Origin of the sequence: Planotetraspora mira (genome assembly GCF_016863275.1) — a bacterium.
GTDB lineage: Bacteria > Actinomycetota > Actinomycetes > Streptosporangiales > Streptosporangiaceae > Planotetraspora > Planotetraspora mira.
In genome coordinates, this window is sequence record NZ_BOOO01000001.1 from 95,710 (window position 1) to 118,234 (window position 22,525).

19 protein-coding genes are annotated in these 22,525 nt (G+C 70.2%); 2 read left to right on the forward strand and 17 right to left on the reverse strand.

What is annotated here, in order from left to right:
• Window positions 1-49 precede the first annotated feature (49 nt).
• Complete coding sequence (gene pyk, locus Pmi06nite_RS00450) at window positions 50-1,480, reverse strand: pyruvate kinase (protein ID WP_203950751.1); 1,431 nt, start codon at window positions 1,478-1,480, stop codon at window positions 50-52.
• Between the two features lie 211 nt (window positions 1,481-1,691).
• Between pyk and Pmi06nite_RS00455 the strand changes: the two genes are divergently transcribed.
• Window positions 1,692-2,441: a hypothetical protein gene (locus tag Pmi06nite_RS00455; protein ID WP_203950752.1), complete on the forward strand. Its 750-nt coding sequence runs from the start codon at window positions 1,692-1,694 to the stop codon at window positions 2,439-2,441.
• Here Pmi06nite_RS00455 and Pmi06nite_RS00460 read toward each other — a convergent pair whose 3' ends face one another.
• The 4 genes from Pmi06nite_RS00460 to gltB form a co-directional block, all read right to left on the reverse strand.
• Window positions 2,442-2,843 (reverse strand): DUF2784 domain-containing protein, encoded by a 402-nt coding sequence (locus Pmi06nite_RS00460; RefSeq protein WP_203950753.1) that lies wholly within the window; start codon window positions 2,841-2,843, stop codon window positions 2,442-2,444.
• Window positions 2,844-3,316: 473 nt separating this feature from the next.
• Window positions 3,317-4,870 carry a S8 family peptidase gene (locus Pmi06nite_RS00465; protein ID WP_203950754.1) on the reverse strand — a complete coding sequence of 518 codons (1,554 nt, stop codon included), beginning with the start codon at window positions 4,868-4,870 and terminating at the stop codon, window positions 3,317-3,319.
• Between the two features lie 358 nt (window positions 4,871-5,228).
• A complete protein-coding gene (locus Pmi06nite_RS00470) occupies window positions 5,229-6,713 on the reverse strand; it encodes a glutamate synthase subunit beta (RefSeq protein ID WP_203950755.1) in 1,485 nt (494 codons plus the stop codon).
• Window positions 6,714-6,725: 12 nt separating this feature from the next.
• Window positions 6,726-11,249 carry a glutamate synthase large subunit gene (gene gltB, locus Pmi06nite_RS00475; protein ID WP_203950756.1) on the reverse strand — a complete coding sequence of 1,508 codons (4,524 nt, stop codon included), beginning with the start codon at window positions 11,247-11,249 and terminating at the stop codon, window positions 6,726-6,728.
• Window positions 11,250-11,406: 157 nt separating this feature from the next.
• Between gltB and Pmi06nite_RS00480 the strand changes: the two genes are divergently transcribed.
• Entirely contained in the window at window positions 11,407-12,972 is a 1,566-nt protein-coding gene (locus Pmi06nite_RS00480) for a bis-aminopropyl spermidine synthase family protein (RefSeq protein ID WP_203950757.1), read from the forward strand.
• 4 nt (window positions 12,973-12,976) lie between these two features.
• Here the strand turns inward: Pmi06nite_RS00480 and Pmi06nite_RS00485 are convergent, their stop codons facing one another.
• The 12 genes from Pmi06nite_RS00485 to hisI form a co-directional block, all read right to left on the reverse strand.
• Window positions 12,977-13,888 carry a hypothetical protein gene (locus Pmi06nite_RS00485; protein ID WP_203950758.1) on the reverse strand — a complete coding sequence of 304 codons (912 nt, stop codon included), beginning with the start codon at window positions 13,886-13,888 and terminating at the stop codon, window positions 12,977-12,979.
• Entirely contained in the window at window positions 13,885-14,604 is a 720-nt protein-coding gene (locus tag Pmi06nite_RS00490; protein ID WP_203950759.1) for a VIT1/CCC1 transporter family protein, read from the reverse strand. Before Pmi06nite_RS00490 ends, Pmi06nite_RS00485 begins: the two co-directional genes overlap by 4 nt.
• Window positions 14,601-15,866: a prolipoprotein diacylglyceryl transferase gene (lgt, locus tag Pmi06nite_RS00495; protein ID WP_203950760.1), complete on the reverse strand. Its 1,266-nt coding sequence runs from the start codon at window positions 15,864-15,866 to the stop codon at window positions 14,601-14,603. The genes Pmi06nite_RS00490 and lgt overlap by 4 nt, the downstream gene beginning before the upstream one ends.
• Before the next feature lie 65 nt (window positions 15,867-15,931).
• Complete coding sequence (locus Pmi06nite_RS00500; protein WP_203950761.1) at window positions 15,932-16,678, reverse strand: DsbA family protein; 747 nt, start codon at window positions 16,676-16,678, stop codon at window positions 15,932-15,934.
• A gap of 74 nt (window positions 16,679-16,752) precedes the next feature.
• Window positions 16,753-17,280 (reverse strand): MauE/DoxX family redox-associated membrane protein, encoded by a 528-nt coding sequence (locus Pmi06nite_RS00505; RefSeq protein WP_239113415.1) that lies wholly within the window; start codon window positions 17,278-17,280, stop codon window positions 16,753-16,755.
• 184 nt (window positions 17,281-17,464) lie between these two features.
• On the reverse strand, window positions 17,465-18,259 hold the full coding sequence (gene trpA, locus Pmi06nite_RS00510; protein WP_203950762.1) for a tryptophan synthase subunit alpha: 795 nt from the start codon (window positions 18,257-18,259) through the stop codon (window positions 17,465-17,467).
• An 18-nt stretch (window positions 18,260-18,277) separates the two neighbouring features.
• Entirely contained in the window at window positions 18,278-19,498 is a 1,221-nt protein-coding gene (trpB, locus tag Pmi06nite_RS00515) for a tryptophan synthase subunit beta (protein ID WP_373317235.1), read from the reverse strand.
• Window positions 19,499-19,554: 56 nt separating this feature from the next.
• Entirely contained in the window at window positions 19,555-20,373 is an 819-nt protein-coding gene (gene trpC, locus Pmi06nite_RS00520; protein ID WP_203950763.1) for an indole-3-glycerol phosphate synthase TrpC, read from the reverse strand.
• A 144-nt stretch (window positions 20,374-20,517) separates the two neighbouring features.
• On the reverse strand, window positions 20,518-20,949 hold the full coding sequence (locus Pmi06nite_RS00525) for a DUF2752 domain-containing protein (RefSeq protein ID WP_203950764.1): 432 nt from the start codon (window positions 20,947-20,949) through the stop codon (window positions 20,518-20,520).
• Between the two features lie 5 nt (window positions 20,950-20,954).
• A complete protein-coding gene (locus tag Pmi06nite_RS00530; protein WP_203950765.1) occupies window positions 20,955-21,374 on the reverse strand; it encodes a CD225/dispanin family protein in 420 nt (139 codons plus the stop codon).
• Window positions 21,375-21,485: 111 nt separating this feature from the next.
• Window positions 21,486-22,169, reverse strand: coding sequence for a Trp biosynthesis-associated membrane protein (locus Pmi06nite_RS00535; RefSeq protein ID WP_203950766.1), 684 nt, complete (start codon window positions 22,167-22,169; stop codon window positions 21,486-21,488).
• Window positions 22,166-22,516 (reverse strand): phosphoribosyl-AMP cyclohydrolase, encoded by a 351-nt coding sequence (gene hisI / locus Pmi06nite_RS00540; RefSeq protein WP_203950767.1) that lies wholly within the window; start codon window positions 22,514-22,516, stop codon window positions 22,166-22,168. Before hisI ends, Pmi06nite_RS00535 begins: the two co-directional genes overlap by 4 nt.
• Between the last annotated feature and the right edge of the window lie 9 nt (window positions 22,517-22,525).

Here is a 22,525-nt window from a genome sequence, read left to right on the forward strand (position 1 = left end):
CGCAGAACGGCCACCGCCGGAGCGGTGGCCGTTGTCTGGGCGGAGTCGATCAGCGGGTGTTGGACACCGCGGAGCCGATCGTGTGCACCCGGAGCGCGTTGGTCGACCCGGGGTTCCCGGGCGGGGAGCCGGCGACGATGACGATCTTGTCGCCCTTCTCGCAGTGGCCGAGGGTCAGCAACGACGCCTCGACCTGGCGGACCATGTCGTCGGTGTGGTGCACGAACGGGACCTCGAAGGTCTCGACGCCCCACGTCAGCGCGAGCTGGCCGCGGACCTGCGGGTTGGAGGTGAACGCCAGCAGCGGGATCGACGACCGGTAGCGGGCGAGGCGGCGGGCGGTCTCGCCGGACATCGTGAAGGCAACCAGTGCCTTGGCCCCCACGATCGCGCCGACCTCAGCCGCGGCGCGCGCGATGGCGCCGCCGGTGGTCTCGGGCAGGCGGTCGAGGTGGTGGGTGGCGTGCAGCGTGGTGCCCTCGGCGGCGGTGGCGATGCGGGCCATCGTGGCGACCGACTCGATCGGGTAGGTGCCCACCGAGGTCTCGCCGGAGAGCATGACCGCGTCGGCGCCGTCCATCACCGCGTACGCGACGTCGGAGGTCTCGGCGCGGGTCGGGCGAGGGGCGCTCATCATCGAGTCGAGCATCTGGGTGGCCACGATGACCGGGTGGGCCTTCTCGCGGCACAGCTCGATGCAGCGGCGCTGCACGATCGGGACCTGCTCGAGCGGGAGCTCCACGCCCAGGTCGCCACGGGCGACCATGACGCCGTCGAACGCGTCGACGATCTCCTCGAGCTGATCGACCGCCTGCGGCTTCTCGATCTTGGCGAGGAGCGGCAGATGCACGCCCTCCTCGTCCATGATGTCGCGGACCACCTGGGCGTCCTCCGCCGTCCGCACGAACGACAGGGCGATCATGTCGAAGCCCGTGCGGAGTGCCCAGCGCAGGTCCGCCTCGTCCTTCTCGGTGAGCGTCGGGGCGCTGACGGCGACACCCGGGAGGTTGAGACCCTTGTTGTCGGAGATCATCCCGCCGATGACCACACGCGTGACGACGCGCGGGCCCTCCACGGCGGTCACCTCGAGGTTGAGGCGGCCGTCGTCCACGAGGATCGTGTCACCCGGATTCACGTCACCGGGCAGACCCGCGTAGGTGGTGGAGACGATGTCCCGGTCTCCGGGGACGTCCTCGGTGGTGACGGTGAACACGTCGCCGAAGCCGAGCCGTACGGGACCGGACGCGAACCGGCCGACGCGGATCTTGGGACCCTGGAGGTCGGCGAGTACGCCTACGGCCTCACCCAGCTCGTCGGCGGCGGCCCTGACCCGGTCGAACACCTCCTTGTGCAGCTCGTGGCTGCCGTGGGAGAGGTTGAAACGGGCCACGTTCATCCCTGCGGCGATGAGCTCGCGCAATCGCTCCGGGGAGGAGGTGGCGGGCCCAAGGGTACAGACGATCTTTGCTCGACGACTCACATACCCCACCCTAATTGGTACAGACCACTTGGTAGTGACGACCCACATACCTGTCGCCAAATGTTCAGAGACTTCACGTGATCACCTACGTGCCCTAACGTGACCATCCATGGGACGTTTCCGGGCATTCGGTGCCGTCGTGGCGCTCTTCTTGGCGGCTGCCTGTTCAGCTCAGACTACCGAATCGGACCAGCCCCCGGCCGGGGTTTCCGTGTCGCTGAACCAGTGGCGCAGTGGCGAGGCCGCGCACGCGATCGAGGTGTCCGTCCGGAACGACACCACGACGCCGGTGCGATTCCAGGACGTGCAACTCGTCACCGCCTCGTTCGTGAAACTTCCCCCTGAACGGGTGGACACGACACTCGGCCGGACTCCCCGGACCGACCTCCGGATCCCGTACGGCCAGGCCCGCTGCGATCCGGCACGGATCCCCGCGGTCCGGCCGGCGACGGTGATCGCCCACATCCAGGTGGGAAACGGGCCGCTCCGGAAGGTCACCTTCACCATTCCGCATCCCGACCCGACGCTGAGCGGGCTGGTGAACGCCGAGTGCGGGGCCTTCATCCTGCGGGAGTCGGCTGACGTCACATTCGGCGACTCCTGGACGCACGAGGGCAAGGAGTTGCGCGGGGACCTCCTGGTCACGAGGAAGACCGGCAACGAGGCGGTCGCCATCGACGACCTCGGCGGCACCACCCACTTCAACATCCTGCCGGTGTCGGGCAAACGCCATCCGGTCGTGGTGCTCGAGCCGGGAGTGCGGAGCCTGGAGATCCCGGTGGTCGTCACCCCCGCGCGTTGCGACCCGCACGCGTTCGGCGAGGCCAAGAAGGCGTTCCTGTTCCCCGTCTGGGGCACCGTGGCCGACGGGGAGACCTACTGGCTGATCGCCACTCCGTCGAAGCAGACGCAGGCGACCATGTTGTCGTACGCCGAGGACACCTGCGGCATCTCCAACTGATCAACGGGCCGTGTTCCCGGGGGACGGGGTCGCCCCCGCGACTTCGGCGCGACGCCGGAGGCGGAAGAGGAAGCCCGCCCACGAGACCAGGATCACGGACACCACGATCAGCCGTACGAGGGCGATGTGGTCCGCGGGGTAGACCACGCCCTCGATGTAGGTGTCGATGAAGCCGCCGGGAGCCAGGCCGCGCTCCCCCGCGTGGGCCCGTGCCCAGTTCTCCAGGGCCGTCAGGGGGCACTCCACCAGGCCGGTGAGCTGCACGAGGCCCCAGGCGCACGCCAGCAGGTGCGGCCAGATCAGCCGCGGCCGGTACCAGGCCAGGAAGCCGCCCAGACCGATGTAGGCGATGACCAGGAAGTGGACCACCATGGTGGCTTCTGAGATGACGCGATAAGTCATTGATCTGCCCTCCGCCCCCGAAAGTAGATCGCCCCCTCCCCCAGAACATCCGTACTCCTACTCACCCTCCCTTGAGTGCGCTCGTGATTTGGGGGTGATCATGCACAGGTTCGGCGAAGGGGCCGCCGACGTGCGCGAACTTGGTCCGTGATCATGCGCGGATTCGGCGAAAGGCCGCCTGACCTGCGAATCCCGATTTCGTGATCATGCACAGATTCGGGGAAGCACCCCACCACCAGGGCGAATTCAACGCGTGATCATGCAACGAGCCGGCCGCTGCATGATCACGGCCGATATCGGCCCAGGTCGACGACCCGATCGCCGAAAGTGCGCATGATCACGCCCACCGTTTGGCCAGGTCACGCGGCAAGATTCCGAACCTCTGCATGATCACGGACCAAGTTCGCGCACGTCAGTGCACCTGCCCCCGAACCTGTGCATGATCACCCTCCATCCCCCCCACGAGGGGGGTGTCAGGGGGTGAGGGTGGCGGCTTGGGCGGCGTTGGCTATGCCGTGGCCGAAGAAGCCGTTCCGCTCCTTGGTCCCCTCACACGTCTGCGTGGCCGTGCCGTACTTGAAGGCGCGCGGCGTCGGGCAGGACGTCTGGGTCGCCGACGCGTACAGGAGTTTCTCCACCTGGTTCGGGTCCATGGTCAGACCGCCCTTGCCGGGCACGCCGAACCGGCTGATGATGATCGCCGCGATTCCCGTCACATGCGGGGCGGCCATCGAGGTGCCCTCAAGGTACTGGTAGTAGGCGCACGTCCCCCCACGGCAGTCGCGCACGACGGACGCGTCGACCGGGTTGCCGTTGCCGTCGATCTGGTGCCCGGCCTTCAGCACGGCGGTCGGGGCCGCGGCGAGGATCTCCCTGCGCTCCCCGACCAGAGAGGTCCCGCTGTCGAAGATGTCGCCGCCCGGCGCCGCGATGTCGGTCTGCTCGACCCCGTAGTCGGAGTAGGCGGCCTTCTGGCCGCTGGGGCCCACCGAGGAGACCGCGATGACTCCGGGGAGTTCGGTCGGCACGTTGAGGCAGGTGTTGTCGACCGTGCGCTCCTTCTCGGCCCCGAGCGGATAGTCGGGGCTGGCCGTGTCCTTGCTCGGCTTGCCCAGGTCGGAGCCGCTGTTGCCGATGGCGGTGACCATGGTGACGCCGCGCTGGTGTGCGTAGGCGACGGCCCTGCGCATGCCGACGAGGATGCCGCGCTGGGCCAGTTGGTCGGCCCGCGAGTCCTGCGGGCTGGCCGCGCAGTTGAACGTCCAGGGGTCGACGTAGAAGCTCATGTTGACCACGTCGACACCCACGTCGCCCGCGTAGGCCAGGGCGTCCATGGTCGGCTTGAGGAAGAAGTAGCCGGAGTCGGTCCCGGCCCTCAGGTTGACCAGCGACACGTCGGGTGCGACCCCGGCGACGCCGATACCGTTGATCGGCGAGCCGATGGTGCTGGCCACATGGGTGCCGTGCCCGTCGTCGTCCACGTCGGCGGGGTCCTTGCAGCCCGCCACCTCGCAGGCGCCGTCGAACTTCTTGCCGTTGACGTCGTTCGGCAGGTCGGTGACGAAGTTGCGGCTCAACTGGCGGTTGAAGTTGGCCGCGATGTCGGGGTGGTTGCCGTCGACCCCGGTGTCGATGATGCCCACCAGCACCTGGTGGTTGCCCCGCGCCTTGGCGTACGACCCGGTGGGCGTGGCGCCGATCATTCTCATGTCCCACTGCCGGTCGGACAGCGGGTCGCCGGCCACGGCCTTCGCTCCCCCCGACGTCTTCGGCGGGGGTGCCGCCATCGGCATGTCGGCGGCGGAGCCGATGGGGAGGTCGGGCGTGACCCCGACGACGGAGGGGCTGTCCGCCAGCGGTTCCGGAGCCGGGGCGCGTACGACGAGGTAGCCGAGCCTGTCGTCCTGGGACTCGATCACGCCCCCCGCGGCGGTGACCGCACGTGAGGCCGTGTCACGGGCACCGTCGGCGTAGAAGACCAGGTAGTCGCCGCCCTTGACGGGCGGGACGGACTTGACGGTCGGCATCGAGACACCGGCCGTGGCAGCGCTCGCGACGCCCACCAGTGCGATCGAAAACAGTGCCTTCGCGACACGCCCCCGTGATTTCAACGACTCCTCCTCGATCCGGGCCCGGCATCCCTCGCAAGTGCCCGCCATCCAGCGCGCGAATCAACCACCTTGCAGGGATACTTCCCGTTTTGTACGGCTATCGCCCCCGCCGCCACGACCAGGCACAGGCTCCGGGACCTTACCCCTCCCCGGCGAAAAGCCCGGCCGTGATCATGCAAAGACTCGTCCCGACCGGCTGATGTCCGGCGAAACGGGCCGCACCGGCGAGGTCCCGTGCGCGATCGCCCCCACGATCACGCACGGGTCCCCGGCGTCAGACGAGAGGACGGGCCGTCGGCGGGATGGCGACCGGAAGGGCCGTCCGCCCGCTCAGGTACCGGTCCACCGCCGCGGCCGCGGAACGGCCCTCCGCGATGGCCCACACGATCAGCGACTGCCCCCGGCCCATGTCGCCTGCGGCGAACACCCCGTCCACGGCGGTCTCGTACGACCGGCCCCTGGCGACGTTGCCACGCGCGTCGAAGAACGCGGCCGGATCTCCGGCCAGCTCGGCCAGCCCGGTGAGCAGCGCGCTCTTCTCCGGTCCGACGAATCCCATCGCGAGGGTGACCAGGCCCGCGGGGATCTCCCGCTCGGTGCCGGGGATCGGCTTGAACCCGGCTCCCGGCCCCTCGACGTCGACCAGGCGCAACGCCCTGAGGTTGCCCTCGGCGTCACCGAGGAACTCCTGCGTGGAGACCGCGTAGACCCGGTCCCCCTCGCCGGCCTCAAGCTCCTCGTGGGCGCTCTCCATCTTGAACAACATCGGGTAGGTCGGCCACGGCTGCGCACCCGGCCGGGACTCCGGCGGCCTCGGCATGATCTCCAGCTGGGTGACCGAGGCGGCCCCCTGCCGGATGGCCGTGCCGATGCAGTCGGCGCCGGTGTCGCCGCCGCCGATCACCACGACGTGCTTGCCCTCGGCGGAGACCGGGGACTCCGCGAGGTCGCCCTGCTGGACGCGGTTGGCCAGCGGGAGGTACTCCATCGCCTGGAGGACGCCGCCCAGCTCACGGCCGGGCATCGGCAGGTCGCGCCACGCCGTGGCGCCGCCCGCGAGCACGATCGCGTCGAACTCCTCGCGCAACTCGGCCACGGTGACGTCCACGCCCACGTTGACCGACGTGCGGAACCGGGTGCCCTCCGCCTCCATCTGCTCGAGGCGGCGGTCGATGTGCCGCTTCTCCATCTTGAACTCGGGAATCCCGTAGCGGAGCAGGCCGCCGATCCGGTCGGCCCGCTCGAAGACGGTCACGTCGTGCCCGGCGCGGGTGAGCTGCTGCGCCGCGGCCAGGCCTGCCGGGCCGGAGCCGACGACCGCGACCCGCCGTCCCGTCCTGTCCAGCGGCGGCTGGGGGGTGACCCAGCCCTCGGCGAAGGCCCTGTCGATGATCTCCACCTCGACCCGCTTGATCGCGACGGGGTCGGAGTTGATGCCGAGGACGCACGCCGCCTCACACGGAGCCGGGCAGAGCCGGCCGGTGAACTCGGGGAAGTTGTTGGTGGCGTGCAGCCGCTCGATCGCCTCGCGCCAGTCGTCGCGGAAGACGAGGTCGTTCCACTCGGGGATGAGGTTCCCGAGCGGGCAGCCGTTGTGGCAGAACGGGATGCCGCAGTCCATGCAGCGAGCCGCCTGCTTTGTGAGAGCCGGACGGGAGAAGTCCTCGTAGACCTCGCGCCAGTCGCGGATGCGCACGTCGATGGGACGGCGCGCCGGCAGCTCACGCCCGTGCCTCATGAAACCCTTCGGGTCAGCCATCTGGTGTGCCCCTTATCCGTGCGCGGCGGCCATGACGGCCTCGTCGATGTCCCGGCCCTCGGCCTCGGCGGCGGCCCGTGCCCGCAGGACCCGCTTGTAGTCCGTCGGCATGACCTTCCCGAACCTGGCCAGAGCGGAGTCCCAGTCGGCCAGCAGGTCCTTGGCGACCGTGGATCCGGTCTCGGTGAAATGCCTCTCGACGATCTCTCTCAAGAACTCGGCGTCCGCGTCCTCCAGCGGCTCGACCTCGACCATCTCCCGGTTGACGCGCTCCGGCCTGATGTCGAGCACGTAGGCGACGCCGCCCGACATGCCGGCCGCGAAGTTGCGCCCGGTGGGGCCGAGGACGACCGCCCTGCCCCCGGTCATGTACTCGCAGCCGTGGTCGCCGACGCCCTCGACGACCGCGGTGGCGCCGGAGTTGCGCACGCAGAACCGCTCGCCGACGACGCCCCTGACGAACACCTCGCCGGACGTCGCGCCGTACAGGCCGACGTTGCCGGAGATGACCTGCGTCTCGGCCGCGAACGGCGCGTCCGGGTGCGGCCGGACGACGAGCCGCCCGCCCGACAGGCCCTTGCCCAGATAGTCGTTGGCGTCGCCGATCAGCCGCAGCGTGACGCCGCGCGGGACGAAGGCGCCGAACGAGTTGCCCGCCGAGCCGGTGAACGACACGTCGATCGTGTCGTCCGGAAGTCCCGCCCCGCCGTACCGCCTGGTCACCTCGTGGCCGAGCATGGTCCCGACCGTACGGTTGACGTTGCGGATGGGCAGGTCCAGCGTCACCCGGTCACCGAGTTCGAGCGCGCCCTCGGCGAGCTGGATGAGGGTGTTGTCCAGGGCCTTGTCCAGGCCGTGGTCCTGCGCGACGACCTTGTGCAGCGGGGTGCCCTCGGGCAGTTCCGGCTGGTAGAGGATCGGCGACAGGTCCAGCCCCGCGGCCTTCCAGTGCTCGACCGCCTGGGCGGTGTCGAGCATCTCGGCGTGGCCGACGGCCTCGGCGATCGAGCGGAAGCCGAGCTCCGCGAGGTACTCGCGGACCTCCTGCGCGATGAACTCGAAGAAGTTCACCACGAACTCGGGCTTGCCGGTGAACCGCTTGCGCAGCTCGGGGTTCTGCGTGGCGACGCCCACCGGGCAGGTGTCCAGGTGGCAGACGCGCATCATGACGCAGCCGGAGACGACCAGCGGCGCCGTGGCGAAGCCGAACTCCTCCGCGCCGAGCAGGGCGGCCACGACGACGTCCCTGCCGGTCTTGAGCTGGCCGTCGGCCTGGACGACGATGCGGTCGCGCAGGCCGTTGAGCAGCAGCGTCTGCTGGGTCTCGGCCAGGCCGAGCTCCCACGGCGCGCCGGCGTGCTTGAGCGAGGTCAGCGGCGAGGCGCCGGTGCCGCCGTCGTGGCCGGAGATCAGCACGACGTCGGCGTGGGCCTTGCTGACTCCGGCGGCCACGGTCCCGACCCCGACCTCGGCGACCAGCTTCACATGGACGCGGGCGCGCGGGTTGGAGTTCTTGAGGTCGTGGATGAGCTGGGCCAGGTCCTCGATCGAGTAGATGTCATGGTGCGGCGGAGGCGAGATGAGGCCGACGCCGGGCGTGGAGTGCCGGGTCCTGGCGATCCACGGGTACACCTTGTGGCCGGGCAGTTGGCCGCCCTCACCGGGCTTGGCGCCCTGGGCCATCTTGATCTGCAGGTCGTCGGCGTTGACCAGGTACTCGCTGGTCACGCCGAAGCGTCCGGAGGCCACCTGCTTGATCGCCGACCGGCGGGCGGGGTCGTGCAGCCGCTCGGGGTCCTCGCCGCCCTCGCCGGTGTTCGACTTGGCGCCGAGCCGGTTCATGGCGATGGCGAGAGTCTCGTGGGCCTCCATCGAGATCGAGCCGTACGACATGGCGCCGGTCGAGAACCGCTTGACGATCGACTCGACCGGCTCGACCTCCTCGATCGGGATGGGCGTGCCCGGACGCAGCTTGAACAGGCCCCGCAGGGTCATGAGCTGCTCGGACTGCCCGTCGACGAGCGAGGTGTACTCCTTGAAGATCTCGTAGCGCCGGGTCCGGGTGGAGTGCTGGAGCTTGAAGACCGTGGTCGGGTTGAACAGGTGCGGCTCGCCCTCGCGCCGCCACTGGTACTCGCCGCCCACCTCCAGGCGCCGGTGCGCGTTCTCGGCGCGCGGGTAGGCCCGGGCATGCCTCTCCAGGGCCTCGCGGGCCAGGACGTCGAAGCCGACGCCGCCGAGCCGGGAGGTCGTGCCGGTGAAGCACTGGTCGATGACCTCGGACCCCAGGCCGAGCGCCTCGAAGATCTGGGCGCCGGTGTAGGAGGCGACCGTGGACACGCCCATCTTGGACATGACCTTCAGCACGCCCTTGCCGTACGCCTTGATCAGGTTGCGGACGGCCTTGTGCGGCTCGAGGTCGATGACGCCGGTGGCGATCAGATCCTCGGCCGTCTCCAGCGCGAGGTAGGGGTTGATGGCGCTGGCGCCGTACCCCACGAGGAGGGCCATGTGGTGGCACTCTCTGGCCTCGCCGGTCTCGAGCACGAGGCCGACCCGGGTGCGCGACTTCTCCCGGATGAGGTGGTGGTGCACCGCGCCGGTGAGCAGAAGGGACGGAATGGGCGCCTTGTCGCGGGAGGATCCGCGGTCGGACAGCACGATGATCCGCGCGCCGTCCCGGATCGCCGCGGAGACCTCCTGGCGGATCTCCTCCAGCCGCCGGGTGAGCGCCTCGCCCCCGCCGGCCACGTCGAACAGACCCGAGACGACGTGCGGCTGGAAGCCCGGCAGCGCGCCCTCGTCGTTGATGTGGACGATCTTTGCCAGCTCGTCGTTGTCGATCACCGGGTAGGGCAGCACGAGACGCCGGCACGAGGGCGCGGCAGGGTCGAGCAGGTTGCCCTCCGGGCCGATCGTCGACTGCAGCGAGGTGACGAGCTCTTCGCGGATTGCGTCCAGGGGCGGGTTGGTGACCTGGGCGAACAGCTGGCTGAAGTAGTCGAACAGCAGCCGCGGCCGGTCACTCAGCACGGCCACGGGCGTGTCGGTGCCCATGGAGCCGATCGGCTCAGCCGCCGTCCTGGCCATCGGCGCCAGGATGATCCGCAGCTCCTCCTCGGTGTACCCGAAGGTCTGCTGCCGCCGCACCAGCGCCTCGTGCGTGGGGTGCTCGTGCTCGCGCTCGGGCAGTTCCTCGAACCGCACCAGGCCCGCGTGCAGCCACTCCTCGTACGGCTGGGCCGCCGCGAGCTCGGCCTTGATCTCGTCGTCCTCGATGATCTTGCCGCGGGCGGTGTCGATCAGGAACATGCGGCCCGGCTGGAGGCGGCCCTTGCGGACGACCCTCTCCGGGGCGATGTCCGCGAGCACGCCCGCCTCGGAGGCGAGCACGACCAGGCCGTCGTCGGTGACCCAGAACCGCCCGGGGCGAAGGCCGTTGCGGTCGAGCACCGCCCCGACGAGCGTGCCGTCGGAGAAGGTGATCGACGCGGGGCCGTCCCAGGCCTCCATCAGCGTCGAGTGGAACTCGTAGAAAGCCCGCCGCGCCGGGTCCATCTCGGCGTGGTTCTCCCACGCCTCGGGGATCATCATCAGCACGGCGTGGGGCAGCGACCGCCCGCCCAGGTGGAGCAGTTCCAGCGTCTCGTCGAAGGATGCGGTGTCCGAGCCGTCCGGGTCGCAGATCGGGAACAGGCGCTCCAGGTCACCGGGGATGAGGCCGGTGGCCAGCATGGCCTCGCGGGCACGCATCCAGTTCCGGTTGCCCTTGACGGTGTTGATCTCACCGTTGTGCGCGATGAACCGGTACGGATGGGCCAGCGGCCACGAGGGGAAGGTGTTGGTGGAGAAACGCGAGTGGACCAGCGCGATGGCCGAGACGTAACGCTCGTCGGCGAGGTCGGGGAAGAACGGCTCGACCTGCAGGGAGGTCAGCATCCCCTTGTAGACGATCGTCCGGCTGGACAACGAGGCGAAGTAGACGTCCGCCTCGTGCTCGGCGCGCTTGCGGAAGGCGAAGACGAGCCGGTCGAGCTCGAGGCCGCTCTCGCCGCCGGGCGAGCTGACGAACAGCTGCCGGAAATGCGGCATGACCGCGCGGGCACTGGCCCCGGGGAGAGCGCGGTCGACCGGCAGGTCACGCCAGCCGAGGACGGTCATGCCCTCTTCGGCGGCGATCTCCTCGATGAGGCCGACGGAGATGCTCCTGGCCTCCTCGTCGAGTGGCAGGAAGGCGGTGCCCACGGCGTACGCGCCCTCCTGCGGTAGCGGGAAGCCCGCGACCGCCCGGAAGAACGCGTCGGGGATCTGCGTGAGGATGCCGGCGCCGTCACCGGTGTCGGGCTCGCTGCCGCTGGCCCCCCGATGATCGAGGTTGCGGAGCGCCGTCAGCGCCTTGGAGACGATGTCATAGCTGCGCCTGCCGGCGACGTCGGCCACCATGGCCACGCCGCAGGCGTCATGCTCGTTCGAGGGGTCATACAGGCCCTGGGGCTCCGGAAAGCCTCTGGGTGAGCCAAGGCGGGCAGCAGGCATCTAGTCACTCCCGTCGTCATCGTCTGTTCGAAACAGAGGGACGACGTTGGCCCTGCTGCAATTATGGTACGTAGAGATTACCGCACCCTGCCGGAATAGTCCCCGTGGGTCCGCTTCGCGAATCTTCATTGGTTAACACGATGGATACAGTTGCCGCATGGCGGCTCATGAGGCGATCGATCAGCTCTTGACCTCGGCGGGCGTGGACAGCCGCCGTCTCCGCAGGGCGCTCGGCCTTCTCGGCGGCGGCGACTGGTGGACTCTGGCCGATCTCGTCCGGGAGACCGCGACATCGCGGCGTTCCATCGAGTCGCTGCTGCGTGAGCTCACCCTTGAGCGCAGCGGCGATCGCTTCCGGCTGCCGGCCGATCGCGCCCGACGTTATAACGAAGCCTTCGGTCCCGATATTTCGGACCTGACGGATCCGGTCGCCGGCCTGGCCGGGGAGCACGCCGAGACCCTCGAGCGGCTGAGGGAGCTGATCGCCAAGGCCCCGCGGGGCCGCCACACGCTCGACCATGTCGCCGCGACCGCCGACACGGTCCTGCGGCGGGCCCTGCTGCTCGGGGCCCGCTTCTGGCTGCCGGGCGCCAGGCTGCTCTGCGTGGGCGATCACGACCTGACCTCCCTCGCCGTACGGATGATCCATCCGGATGTGGACGTCACGGTCGTCGACATCGACGAGCGGATCCTCGACTACATCGACGCCCAGGGCCTCGGTGTCAGGACCCGCTGGACGGACCTGCGCCTGGGCCTCGCCCCGTCCGCGCGCGGTCAGGCCGACCTGGCGATCACCGATCCGCCCTACACGCCCGACGGGATCGGCCTGTTCGTGGCACGCGCGGCCGAGGGGCTGCGGGACCGCGACCACGGCCGGATCCTCCTGGCCTACGGCGCGTCCGAACGCACCCCCATGCTGGCCCTCAAGGTACAGAACACCTTGTCTGACCTAAATCTTCTTAATGAAGCGATATTTCCGGACTTCAATAGGTACGACGGGGCCGAGGCCATCGGCAGCGCCGCCGACCTCTACATTCTCCGGCCGACGACCAAGACGTGGCCTGCCGTCGCCTCCCGGGTCGACAGGCTCGCCACCGCGATCTACACCCAGGGTCCCCAGTCCGTCGAGGCCGCCTCTGCGGCGGGTGCGCCCGCCGGAGAGGATCTGGCGGAGTTCGCCCCCGCCCTGCTCGCCGGGGAATGGCCCCGAGAACTGCTGCCGAAGGTGCCCAGGACGAGGCTGTCCACCCTGCTCGCCAAGCCGTACGCCGCCGCGCCGGAACGGGTGGCCGTGGCCATGCCCGCCGGGCTTGAGACGGCCCTTCCCCGGTTGCTGCTCGCGACCCGGGCCAGGCACGTGCGCGTCCTGCTCGCCGCCAGGCCGGACGACCTGCCCGCGCTGACGGAGGCGGTCCGCCCCGTGTACGACGTCACCTGCCGGTCCACCGGCGCGGGGGCCGTCCTCGACGCCGTACGGCTGCCGCTCCCCGACGCCGATGTCGCGCGGATCGTCCGGCGGATCCTCGACAGCGCGCACGGCAAGGTGGCCAACACCTGGCGCGAGGCGCTGGCCGAGACGGCCGGGCTGACCAGGAAGGAGGCCAGGGCCGTGGTCGAGGAGGCCGCGCCGTGGGCAGGGGATCTCACCGCACTGGAACTGCCCCTTCACCGCCTCGCCGGGCTTCCCGCCGACGTGTCGGAGACACTGGCCGGGGCCCGTTGACCTGTCAGGTGGCCGGCGGAGGAGACTCGGACTCCCCGTATCCTCCGGACCCCGGATCGGGCTCGCTGGGCGGCGCTTCCGACGGCTGCGCCGTGTCGTCTCCCTCGTCCCCTCCGGCGGGGGCCGCGGGCAGCCCGGCGACCGCGACCACGCGGCGGTAGAGCGCCTTCTCCGACTCCCGGACCGCCAGCCCGAGCGTGACGAAGTCGTCCTTGCCCCCCGGCTCGGCGCCGTCCGCGCGGCCGATCCAGGCGAGGCCGACGAAGTGCCCCATCGCCTGGCCGCTGGCCTCCGTATACCCCTGGAACTGCGCCTTCTCCGACTCCAGCGGCAGCACCCAGCCGTCGTGGTGCAGGGCCTTGAGGTTGTCGACGAGTTCGTTCGCGGCGTCCACGTCGGCCAGGTTGAACATCGTGTACTGGGCGACGTAGTCGCCGTCGGCGGTCGCGTACAGCCCGCGGACGGCCTGCTCGCAGCCCGCGTCGGCCAACTCTCCCGCCAGGCCGCCCCACACGGTGCCGCCGCAGTTGTCGTCCAGGCGGCTGGCGATCCTCTTCAGGGCGATCCTGCCCGACGTGAGCGTCTTGGCGCCGAAGACCTCCTTGGCCGTGAGCGGCGCCGCGTCGGCCTTCCTGTCGGCTATAGGCCCGAACTGCTTGGGGGACGGCCATGCCTGGTAGAGGTCCGGCCGGGCCTTCCCGAAGGGGTCCGACCCCTGCTCGTCCGGCGCCGCGGCGTTCCCGGTTATCGAGGTGGCCAGCAGGACCAGGCCCAACGCGGTCGCGAGGGTGGCGGCGATCGACCCGGTCCACACCAGGACGCGCCGCTGACTGTCGCTCATCCCCGACTCGGCGGGGGGTGCCGAGTCGGCCCATCTGTCCCGGGAACCGGACGTCCGGCGCTTTCGCTTGGTCATGAACCGCCGGCTCCGATGAGCGTGCCAAGCCCCCAAGTCAGACTCGCCGCGAGGCCGCCGACGAGGAGCTGGCGCAGGCCGCTGAACCACCAGCTTCGCGCGGTCACCCTGGAGACCAGCGCGCCCGCGGCGAACAGAGCCAGCATCGACGCGACCGCCGGGATCCACAGGACCGTCAGCCCGAGGAGGTACGGCACCAGCGGGATGAGCGCCCCCACGCCGAAGGAGACGAAGGACGAGGCCGCCGCGAGGACCGGCGAGGGCAGGTCCTGCGGGTCGACGCCGATCTCCGCCCGCGTGTGGACCACGAGCGCCTGCTCCGGGTTGCGGGAGATCTGCCTGGCGACCTCCCTCGCGGTGTCCGGCTCCACGCCGCGCTGCATGTAAAGCTGCGCCAGCTCGTCCTCCTCCGACTGAGGATTGCGCGCCAGCTCTCGCCGTTCGATGTCGATCTCGGCCTCGGCCAGCTCCCGCTGGCTGGCGACCGACACGTACTCGCCGCCCGCCATGGAGAACGCGCCGGCCGCAAGGCCCGCCACACCCGCCAGGGAGACGATCTTCGTGTCGGCGGTTCCTCCCGCGACACCGGCGATCAGGGCGAAATTGGAGACCAAGCCGTCCATCGCACCGAACACCGCAGGCCTGAGCCACCCACCGGTGACGTCCCGGTGCTGGTGATGGATCTCGGCCCGCGCCCCCGAGCCGCCTTCGGTCATCTCTGGCCGGCCTCCCGGTCAGGTACGGCCTGAGCCTCGCCTGCCGCCCGTTCGCCGTCCTGACCGTCCTGGACGTCCTGACCGTCCTGGTCGTCTGCCGAGGCGGGGTCGGGAGCCGTCACGGGCGGGGCGATGTCGGACTCGTCCGCCTGGTCCCGCTGGTGCGCCGGGTCGACCCCGTCCGCCTCCTCCGCGGCCTCGGCGACAGCGACCTCCGCTGTGTCGGACGCTGATTCGGCCGCTGTGTCGAACGCTGCGCCCGCTGCCGTGTCCGCCGCCGCGTCGCCCGCCGTCTCCCCGACCGGTTCGCTCGTGAAGGCGGCGACCTTCGTCTGCCCTGCCGCTAACTCGGAACCGTCCGCACGCTCCCCCGCGGATCCGTCCTCGCTCGCGTCGGCTGCGGCGTCCGCCGCGGGCCCGTCACCGTCGGCGGGCTCCACGGGGACGTCGACGATCTCCTCGCCCTTCCTGTTCCTGGCGAACCAGAAGTACGCCACGGCCAGGATGAAGATGACCACCGAGGTCCACTGGTTGAGCCGGAGCCCGAGGATGTGGTGTGCGGGATCGACCCGCAGCCCCTCGATCCAGAACCTGCCCAGGGTGTATCCCGCGACGTACAGCGCCAGCAGGCGGCCGTGGCGCAGGGTGAAGCGCCTGGCCAGCAACACCAGGACGCCCGCGAGGGCGAGATCCCACAGTGACTCGTAGAGGAACGTCGGGTGGTAGGTCTCCACGCCGGCGATCGCGCCCGGACGGCCAGGATCGATCTCGAGGCCCCAGGGCAACGTGGTCGGGCTGCCGAACAGCTCCTGGTTGAAGTAGTTGCCCCACCGGCCGATGGCCTGGGCCACCGCGACCGCGGGGGCGAGGGCGTCGGCCACCGCGGTGAAGGAGATCCCGCGCCGCCGGCAGCCGATGTAGACACCGAGCGCGCCGAGCGCGATCGCGCCCCAGATGCCGAGGCCGCCCTTCCAGATGAAGAGCGTGTCGATCGGCCGGTTGGGCGCTTCGGATCCGAAGTACAGCTGCCAGTCGGTGATGACGTGATAGAGACGCCCGCCGACCAGGCCGAACGGCACGGCCCAGACGGCGAGATCGGTGATCGTTCCAGCCGCGCCGCCGCGGGCGCGCCAACGGTGCTCGCCGATCCAGACGGCGACGATGACGCCGAGCACGATGCACAGCGCGTAGGCCCGGATCGGGATCGGGCCGAGATCCCAGACACCCTGTGACGGACTGGGAATCGAGGCGAGGGGTGGCATGTCAGGTGACGTTACCGTAAGTCCGCCCGCCCTCGGTGCACACCGCGGAGTACAGGTGCCGAAGCTCACTTGGCCGCATCGAGAACGGCCTCCCGCAGAGCGCTCGGCACGAACGCGGTGGTTCCCAGACTCTGCCCGTCCAGCATGACGGTCGGCGTCCCGGGCAACTTCTGAGTGGCGATGACCTGGGCGGAGTACTGCTGGTGGGCGGCGACGTTCTTCTGGTCGCGCACGCAGGTCTCGAAGTCCGCGCCCGTGACGCCGATGTCACGGCCCCAGCGGACCAGGTCGTCGGCGCCGAACCCGACCGACGTCTCGCTCGGCTGCTCCTGGTACAGCCTGTCGTGGTACTTGATCCATTGGGCGCCGTCCGTCACGCACCGGGCCGCCGAGGCCGCACGCAGCGAGTTCGACATCGTCGGCTCCTGCTTGAAGATCGTGAGCAGGTGGTAGACGACCTTGGCCTTGCCCTCGGCGGCCAGGTTCTTCAGTGTCGACCCGCTGGTCAGCTCCAATTGCTTGCAGGCGGGGCACTGGTAGTCCTCGTAGACGTCGATCACGGGCGCGGTGACTCCTGGCCTCGCCATGACGATCGGGCCGTCCGGCTGGATCGTGACCGGCGCGAGAGCACCCGTGACCTGCTCCGACGCGCTCTGCCGTACCGACCACCAGGTGACCGCGCCGGCGACCACGACGATCACGCCGATCGTGGTCAGCATGGTCGTGCGCTTGCGCTGCTCCTGTTTGCGGACCGCCTCGCGCTGAGCCGCGGCCCGCGCCTTGGCCGAGGCCTCCCGTGCCCTCTTACTCAAGCAAGCCCCCCGTGGCTGCTCCGCCGGCCATCCCGCGCCGGCCTCAGACAGATCGCGGTGAGCCCGCGACCTCGTCAATCCGTATCGCTGCCGTCCTCGTCGTCCTCGTCGTCGCCTGCGGTGCCGAGTTCGCGCGAACCGGCCAGACCGAGCGCCGAGTCCATCGCGAGCCGGCCGGGGGGCCTGTAGACGATCCAGGCGGCGCAGAGGAGAAAGCCGACGTCGCGCAGAAGCTCCCAGATGTATCCGGGGTCCTGATCCGCGCCCACCGTGCCGCCGCCGCCGAAGCAGCCGCAGTCTATCCGCAGGCCACGCGCCCACGCCGAAGAAATGCCGACGATGAAGGCCACCATCAGCAGACCGCCCACGACGGCCGAGGGCCGGGTGAGCAGGCCGAGGACGAGCAGGATTCCGACGATGATCTCCACGATCGGCAGGCCGTGTCCCACCACCGTGGCCAGAGTGTCCGGCAGCAGTTCATAGGCCTTGACCGCCTGCACCGAGACCGCGGGCGCGCCGATCTTGATCGCACCCGCGACGAAAAGAGAGACGCCGAGCACGAGTCTCGCAAGGGTCGTCACCCACGAGAGCGCCGTGGCCACGGACTGTAACGGACTCAACACCGGCCTGCCCGATGCCAACTGAACCATCGTCTCCCTCGTCCCGCTCGGCAACCCCGGGTGAACAATATCGGGACCAGCACAGCATGTGACGGATAAGAGCACGGTAAGCAGGGGTTTTACCGGCCTTACCGAGGGGTGGGCCGGAAATGACCCTCCTTGCGCCTCAGCGCCGGACGCCTCGCGCCAACTCCTGCGCGAGCTCGCGAACCTCGGCGAGTCCCGTCTTCTCGTCCGGCGCGTCGAGGAGGCGCCTGATGAAGGCCGAGCCGACGATGACCCCGTCCGCGTAGGCGGCCACCTCCGCCGCCTGCCGGCCGTTGCCGACACCGAGCCCGACGCAGATCGGCAGGGAGGTGTGGGACCTGGTCCGCTTCACCAGCCCCTCGGCGGCGGAGCCCACGGATTCCCTCGCGCCGGTCACGCCCATCAGCGAGGCCGCGTAGACGAATCCGGTGCAGCAGGACGCGACCCGGCTGATCCGCTCGTCCGGTGAGCTGGGCGCGACCAGGAAGACGGTGTCGATCCCCGCCTCCTTGCTCGCCGCGAGCCAGGGCTCGGACTCCTCCGGCGTGAGGTCGGGCGTGATCGTCCCCGCCCCGCCCGCCGAGGCCAGGTCGCGCGCGAAGCGCTCGGCCCCGTAGCGGTCGACGGGGTTCCAGTACGTCATGACGAGCGTGGCGGCACCCGACGCGGCCACCCCTTCGACGGTGCGCATCACGTCACTGATGCGGGTGCCGTTCACGAGAGACCGGTGCACCGCGTCCTGGATGGTGGGTCCGTCCATGAGCGGATCGGAGTACGGCAGGCCGATCTCGATCACGTCGCAGCCGGCCTCGACCATGGCGGTCGCGGCGGCCACGGCCCCGTCCTTGCTGGGGAAGCCGGCGGGCAGGTATCCGACCAGAGCGGACCTGTTCTCGGCGCGCGCCTTCTCGAAGACCGTCTGGAGTGTCGTCATCGGTTGCCTCAACGGATGTCAGAGGTTGAAGTACTTCATCGCGGTGCCCATGTCCTTGTCGCCACGGCCGGAGAGGTTCACCAGGATGGTGGCCTCGGGGCCGAGCTCACGGCCGAGCTTGAGCGCTCCCGCGAGGGCGTGCGAGGACTCGATGGCCGGGATGATGCCCTCCGTGCGGGCCAGGAGGGAGAAGGCCTCCATCGCCTCGGCGTCGGTGACGCCGTGGTAGACGGCGCGGCCGGAGTCCTTGAGCCAGGCGTGCTCGGGACCGACGCCCGGGTAGTCGAGGCCGGCCGAGATCGAGTGCGACTCGATCGTCTGGCCCTCCTCGTCCTGCAGGACGTAGGTGCGTGAGCCGTGCAGCACGCCGATGCTTCCCTTGGTCAGCGTCAGCGCGTGCTCGCCGTTTTCGGCGCCCCGCCCGCCGGCCTCGTAGCCGTGGAGCTGGACGTCCTCGTCGTCGAGGAAGGCGTGGAAGATGCCGATCGCGTTCGACCCGCCGCCGACGGCCGCCGCGACCGCGTCGGGAAGCCTGCCGGTGAGCTCCAGGACCTGGCGGCGGGCCTCGACCCCGATGACGCGGGCGAAGTCACGGACGATCTCGGGGAACGGGTGCGGCCCCGCGACCGTGCCGAACAGGTAGTGGGTGCGGTCGACGTTGGTGACCCAGTCGCGGAAGGCCTCGTTGATGGCGTCCTTGAGGGTCTGGCTGCCGTTGGTGACCGGGACGACGGTGGCCCCGAGCAGCTTCATCCGCGCCACGTTGAGCGCCTGACGCTCGCAGTCGACGGCGCCCATGTAGATGACGCACTCGAGCCCCATCAGCGCCGCGGCGGTCGCGGTGGCGACGCCGTGCTGGCCCGCGCCCGTCTCAGCGATCACGCGGGTCTTGCCGAGGCGCTTGGTGAGCAGCGCCTGGCCCAGCACATTGTTGATCTTGTGGGCGCCGGTGTGCGTGAGATCCTCGCGCTTGAGCAGCATCCGCGCGCCGCCGGCCTGCTCCGCGAAGCGCGGCACCTCGGTGATCGTCGTCGGCCTGCCCGCATACGTGCGCAGCAGGTGGTCGAACTCCCGGATGAAGTCCAGGTCGGTCTTGGCCTTCTCGTACTCCGCGGCCACCTCGTCGAGCGCGGGGATCAGCGCCTCGGGCACGTAACGGCCGCCGAAGACGCCGAACTTGCCGCGGATGTCGGGATCGTCGCCCCGGACGCCGCCACCGGCCAGGTCGGCGGGGGTGATCAGGACCCCTCCCGCCCCCGTCGTCCGCTCTTGTCGATGAACGCTGTCTGTCACGACTACCTCTCGGATCCCGTGTCCAGGCGTGAGGCCGGATGCGCTCCGGCCGTCACCAGATCGTTGACGGCGGCCCGGGGGTCACGCCCCGTCACGAGGCTCTCCCCCACCAGCACCGCGTCGGCGCCCGCCCGGGCGTAGGCGAGCAGGTCGTGCGGGCCGCGGACACCCGACTCGGCGATCTTGATGACGCCGTCGGGCACCTTCGGCGCCAGCCGGGCGAAGACCTCGCGGTCGACCTCGAGGGTCTTGAGGTCCCGCGCATTCACTCCGATGATCTTGGCGCCCGCCTCGACGGCCCGGTCGAGCTCTTCCTCGGTGTGCACCTCGACCAGCGGCGTGAGCCCGATCGACTCCGCCCGCTCGATGAGCGACACCAGGGCGTTCTGCTCGAGGGCGGCGACGATCAGCAGGGCGAGGTCCGCGCCGTAGGCCCGGGCCTCCCACAACTGGTAGGAGGTGACGATGAAGTCCTTGCGCAGGATGGGGATGTCCACCGCCGCACGGACGGCGGCGAGGTCGTCGAGCGTGCCGCCGAATCTGCGCCGCTCGGTCAGCACGCTGATGACGTGAGCTCCGCCCGCCTCGTAGTCGGCGGCGAGTGCGGCGGGGTCGGCGATGGCGGCCAACGCGCCCTTGGAGGGGCTCGAGCGCTTCACCTCGGCGATCACCGAGACCTTGTCGCCTCCGAGCGCGGGGTAGGCGTCCCGGGGCCCCGGCGCGCGCGACGCCCGCTTCTTGAGCTCCTCGATGGGCACGGTCCGCTGCCGCTCTTCGAGGTCTTCTCGCACGCCCAGGATGATGTCCTCGAGAACACTCACGCGTCCTCCTCGCCCTCGGCTCGGATCCCGCGCGAAATACCAGTCCGCTCGCTCACGCGTAAGGGTCCCTCCGGTCGGCTGCGCTCCCTGTCTTGCCTTGCGATGCTATCGGCCCGGCTCGCGCCGCTCCGCCACTGGGTCTCGTCAGGGTGCGAGGAATTGGCCGAAAGGTGTGTTCCGTACGACCCCGAACACGAGTACGACGACGAACAGTCCCCAGATGTACGCCGGATGCGCCAGGCTCGTGCGCGCAGGGCGTCCCTGCCATGATCGCAGCGTCCACCGGCCCCACCAGAAGAGGAGGAACGGGAGGGTCGCGACAGCCAGCGGATTGAGCCCGAGAGCAGACACGAAATCGGCGTGTCCCAGGGCGTGCATCGCCCGCAGCGAGCCGCACCCGGGACAGTAAAGGCCGGTGAGGAACAGGAACGGGCAGGTCGGATAGTGACCGGGCTGGTTCGGGTCGACGGCGCCGACATACGTGAACGCCGCGCCGGTGACCGCCGCCACGCCGAGCGGCGCGAGCACGGACCGAAGCCGGTCCACCCTCCGCCGCCCGCGGACGATCTGCGTCATGCCCGTCAGTATGACGAGGTGGAGGACGACAGGCCTGCGCCGACCCCGATGACCACGACCAGGATGATGTACAGCACGGATAGGACGATGCCCGAGATCAACGCCGCGATCCACCACTTCTTGGCCGACTCGGACGAGGCGAGGGCGCCCTGGTAGTCGCCCACCGCCCACTTGGAGTTGACCTGGCTGGCGAAGACGATCGACACGATGCCCAGCGGAAGGCAGCAGAGGATCGTGGTGATGATCGCCATGACCAGGTGGTTGTTCGGCGGCGTGGGAGGCGCGCCGTACCCACCCGGAGGGGGGTAACCACCGGGGGGGTAGTTCCCACCGGGAGGCGGGTAACCCCCGGGAGGGCCGTACCCTCCGCCGGGCGGCGGCGTCCCATGACCTCCCGTGTCGCCCGGCTGATTTTCGTAGCTCATTGATGCTCCCCTGAGATCATTCGTTGCGGCCGGAAGCCTATCGACGGCGACGGCTGATCTGGAGGAAACCTCAAGGTTGTGGACAAGTTGTGATCTGGGCCCAAAGCGGCGCTAGGAATCGTGGGACTGCCGGGGCTCCAGGGTCGGGTCGGCGCCCTCGTCGAGGGCCTCCCACAGAGCCCGCTCTCCCGTGACCTTGCGGGGGCGCGCGCTGCGCCGTTCCCCGGACGATCCGGTACGGCTCCCGCCGTCGGCCCGGTCGTACCGGCTCGACATGCCGGGCCATCTCGCGCTCCCGACGACGGCCACCACTCCGGCGGCCACCAGCACGAGCCCGCCTGCGATGGACAGCAGGGGCCACGCCCACACCAGGGACTCCGAGACGGGCCTGCCGCTGGACATCATCGACGAGGTCGCGTGCTCGCGCGCCGCGGCCGCGATCGCCTCCGACCGCGTCCCCGTGCAACTCGCCGCCGCGACCGCGACGCCGCACAGGCCGATCACCACGGCGATCGCCCGTCTGGCCAGGCCACGGGTGGCGAGCACGGCGACCGTGGCCGCCAGGGCCGCCAGGGTGGCCGGCGTGAGGGAGGCGACGATCTCGGTTCCCGTGACGGCCACCTTGCCCGGTCCGAGCGCGCCGGCCTGCGACCGGAAGGTCACCGTGGCCCACGCGCGCCCGGCGGCCACCAGCACCAGCCCGGCACCCACCGCACACGTGATCAGCCAGGCCGTCAGCGCGCGCCGTGCCGTACGAGCCGGGTCGGGCGCGGGCGTCCCGTCCTGCGCGGTCATGCGTTCTCGCTTACCTCGAGCACGTCCGCATCGAAGCAGGTGCGGTCGCCGGTGTGGCAGGCGGCCCCCACCTGGTCCACCTTGAGCAGAATCGTGTCGCCGTCGCAGTCGAGCGCGACGTGCCTGACCCACTGCACGTGACCCGAGGTGTCGCCCTTGACCCAGTACTCCCCGCGACTGCGGGACCAGTAGGTCGCCCGGCCCGTGGTGAGCGTGCGGTGCAGGGCCTCGTCGTCCATCCAGGCGAGCATCAGCACCTCGCCGGTGTCGTGCTGCTGCACGATCGCGGGCACGAGCCCGTCAGCGGTGCGCTTCAGCCGTCCGGCGATCTTCGGGTCGAGTGCCATGTGCCCAAT

Coding starts and splice junctions, on each gene's coding strand:
- Pmi06nite_RS00530 (WP_203950765.1), bottom strand. CDS start 21,374: ATGAGCTACGAAAATCAGCCGGGCGACACGGGAGGTCATGGGACGCCG.
- Pmi06nite_RS00465 (WP_203950754.1), bottom strand. CDS start 4,870: ATGCCGACCGTCAAGTCCGTCCCGCCCGTCAAGGGCGGCGACTACCTG.
- Pmi06nite_RS00470 (WP_203950755.1), bottom strand. CDS start 6,713: ATGGCTGACCCGAAGGGTTTCATGAGGCACGGGCGTGAGCTGCCGGCG.
- gltB (WP_203950756.1), bottom strand. CDS start 11,249: ATGCCTGCTGCCCGCCTTGGCTCACCCAGAGGCTTTCCGGAGCCCCAG.
- Pmi06nite_RS00490 (WP_203950759.1), bottom strand. CDS start 14,604: ATGACCGAAGGCGGCTCGGGGGCGCGGGCCGAGATCCATCACCAGCAC.
- Pmi06nite_RS00480 (WP_203950757.1), top strand. CDS start 11,407: ATGGCGGCTCATGAGGCGATCGATCAGCTCTTGACCTCGGCGGGCGTG.
- hisI (WP_203950767.1), bottom strand. CDS start 22,516: ATGGCACTCGACCCGAAGATCGCCGGACGGCTGAAGCGCACCGCTGAC.
- Pmi06nite_RS00535 (WP_203950766.1), bottom strand. CDS start 22,169: ATGACCGCGCAGGACGGGACGCCCGCGCCCGACCCGGCTCGTACGGCA.
- Pmi06nite_RS00460 (WP_203950753.1), bottom strand. CDS start 2,843: ATGACTTATCGCGTCATCTCAGAAGCCACCATGGTGGTCCACTTCCTG.
- Pmi06nite_RS00485 (WP_203950758.1), bottom strand. CDS start 13,888: ATGACCAAGCGAAAGCGCCGGACGTCCGGTTCCCGGGACAGATGGGCC.
- trpA (WP_203950762.1), bottom strand. CDS start 18,259: ATGACGACACTCCAGACGGTCTTCGAGAAGGCGCGCGCCGAGAACAGG.
- Pmi06nite_RS00525 (WP_203950764.1), bottom strand. CDS start 20,949: ATGACGCAGATCGTCCGCGGGCGGCGGAGGGTGGACCGGCTTCGGTCC.
- lgt (WP_203950760.1), bottom strand. CDS start 15,866: ATGCCACCCCTCGCCTCGATTCCCAGTCCGTCACAGGGTGTCTGGGAT.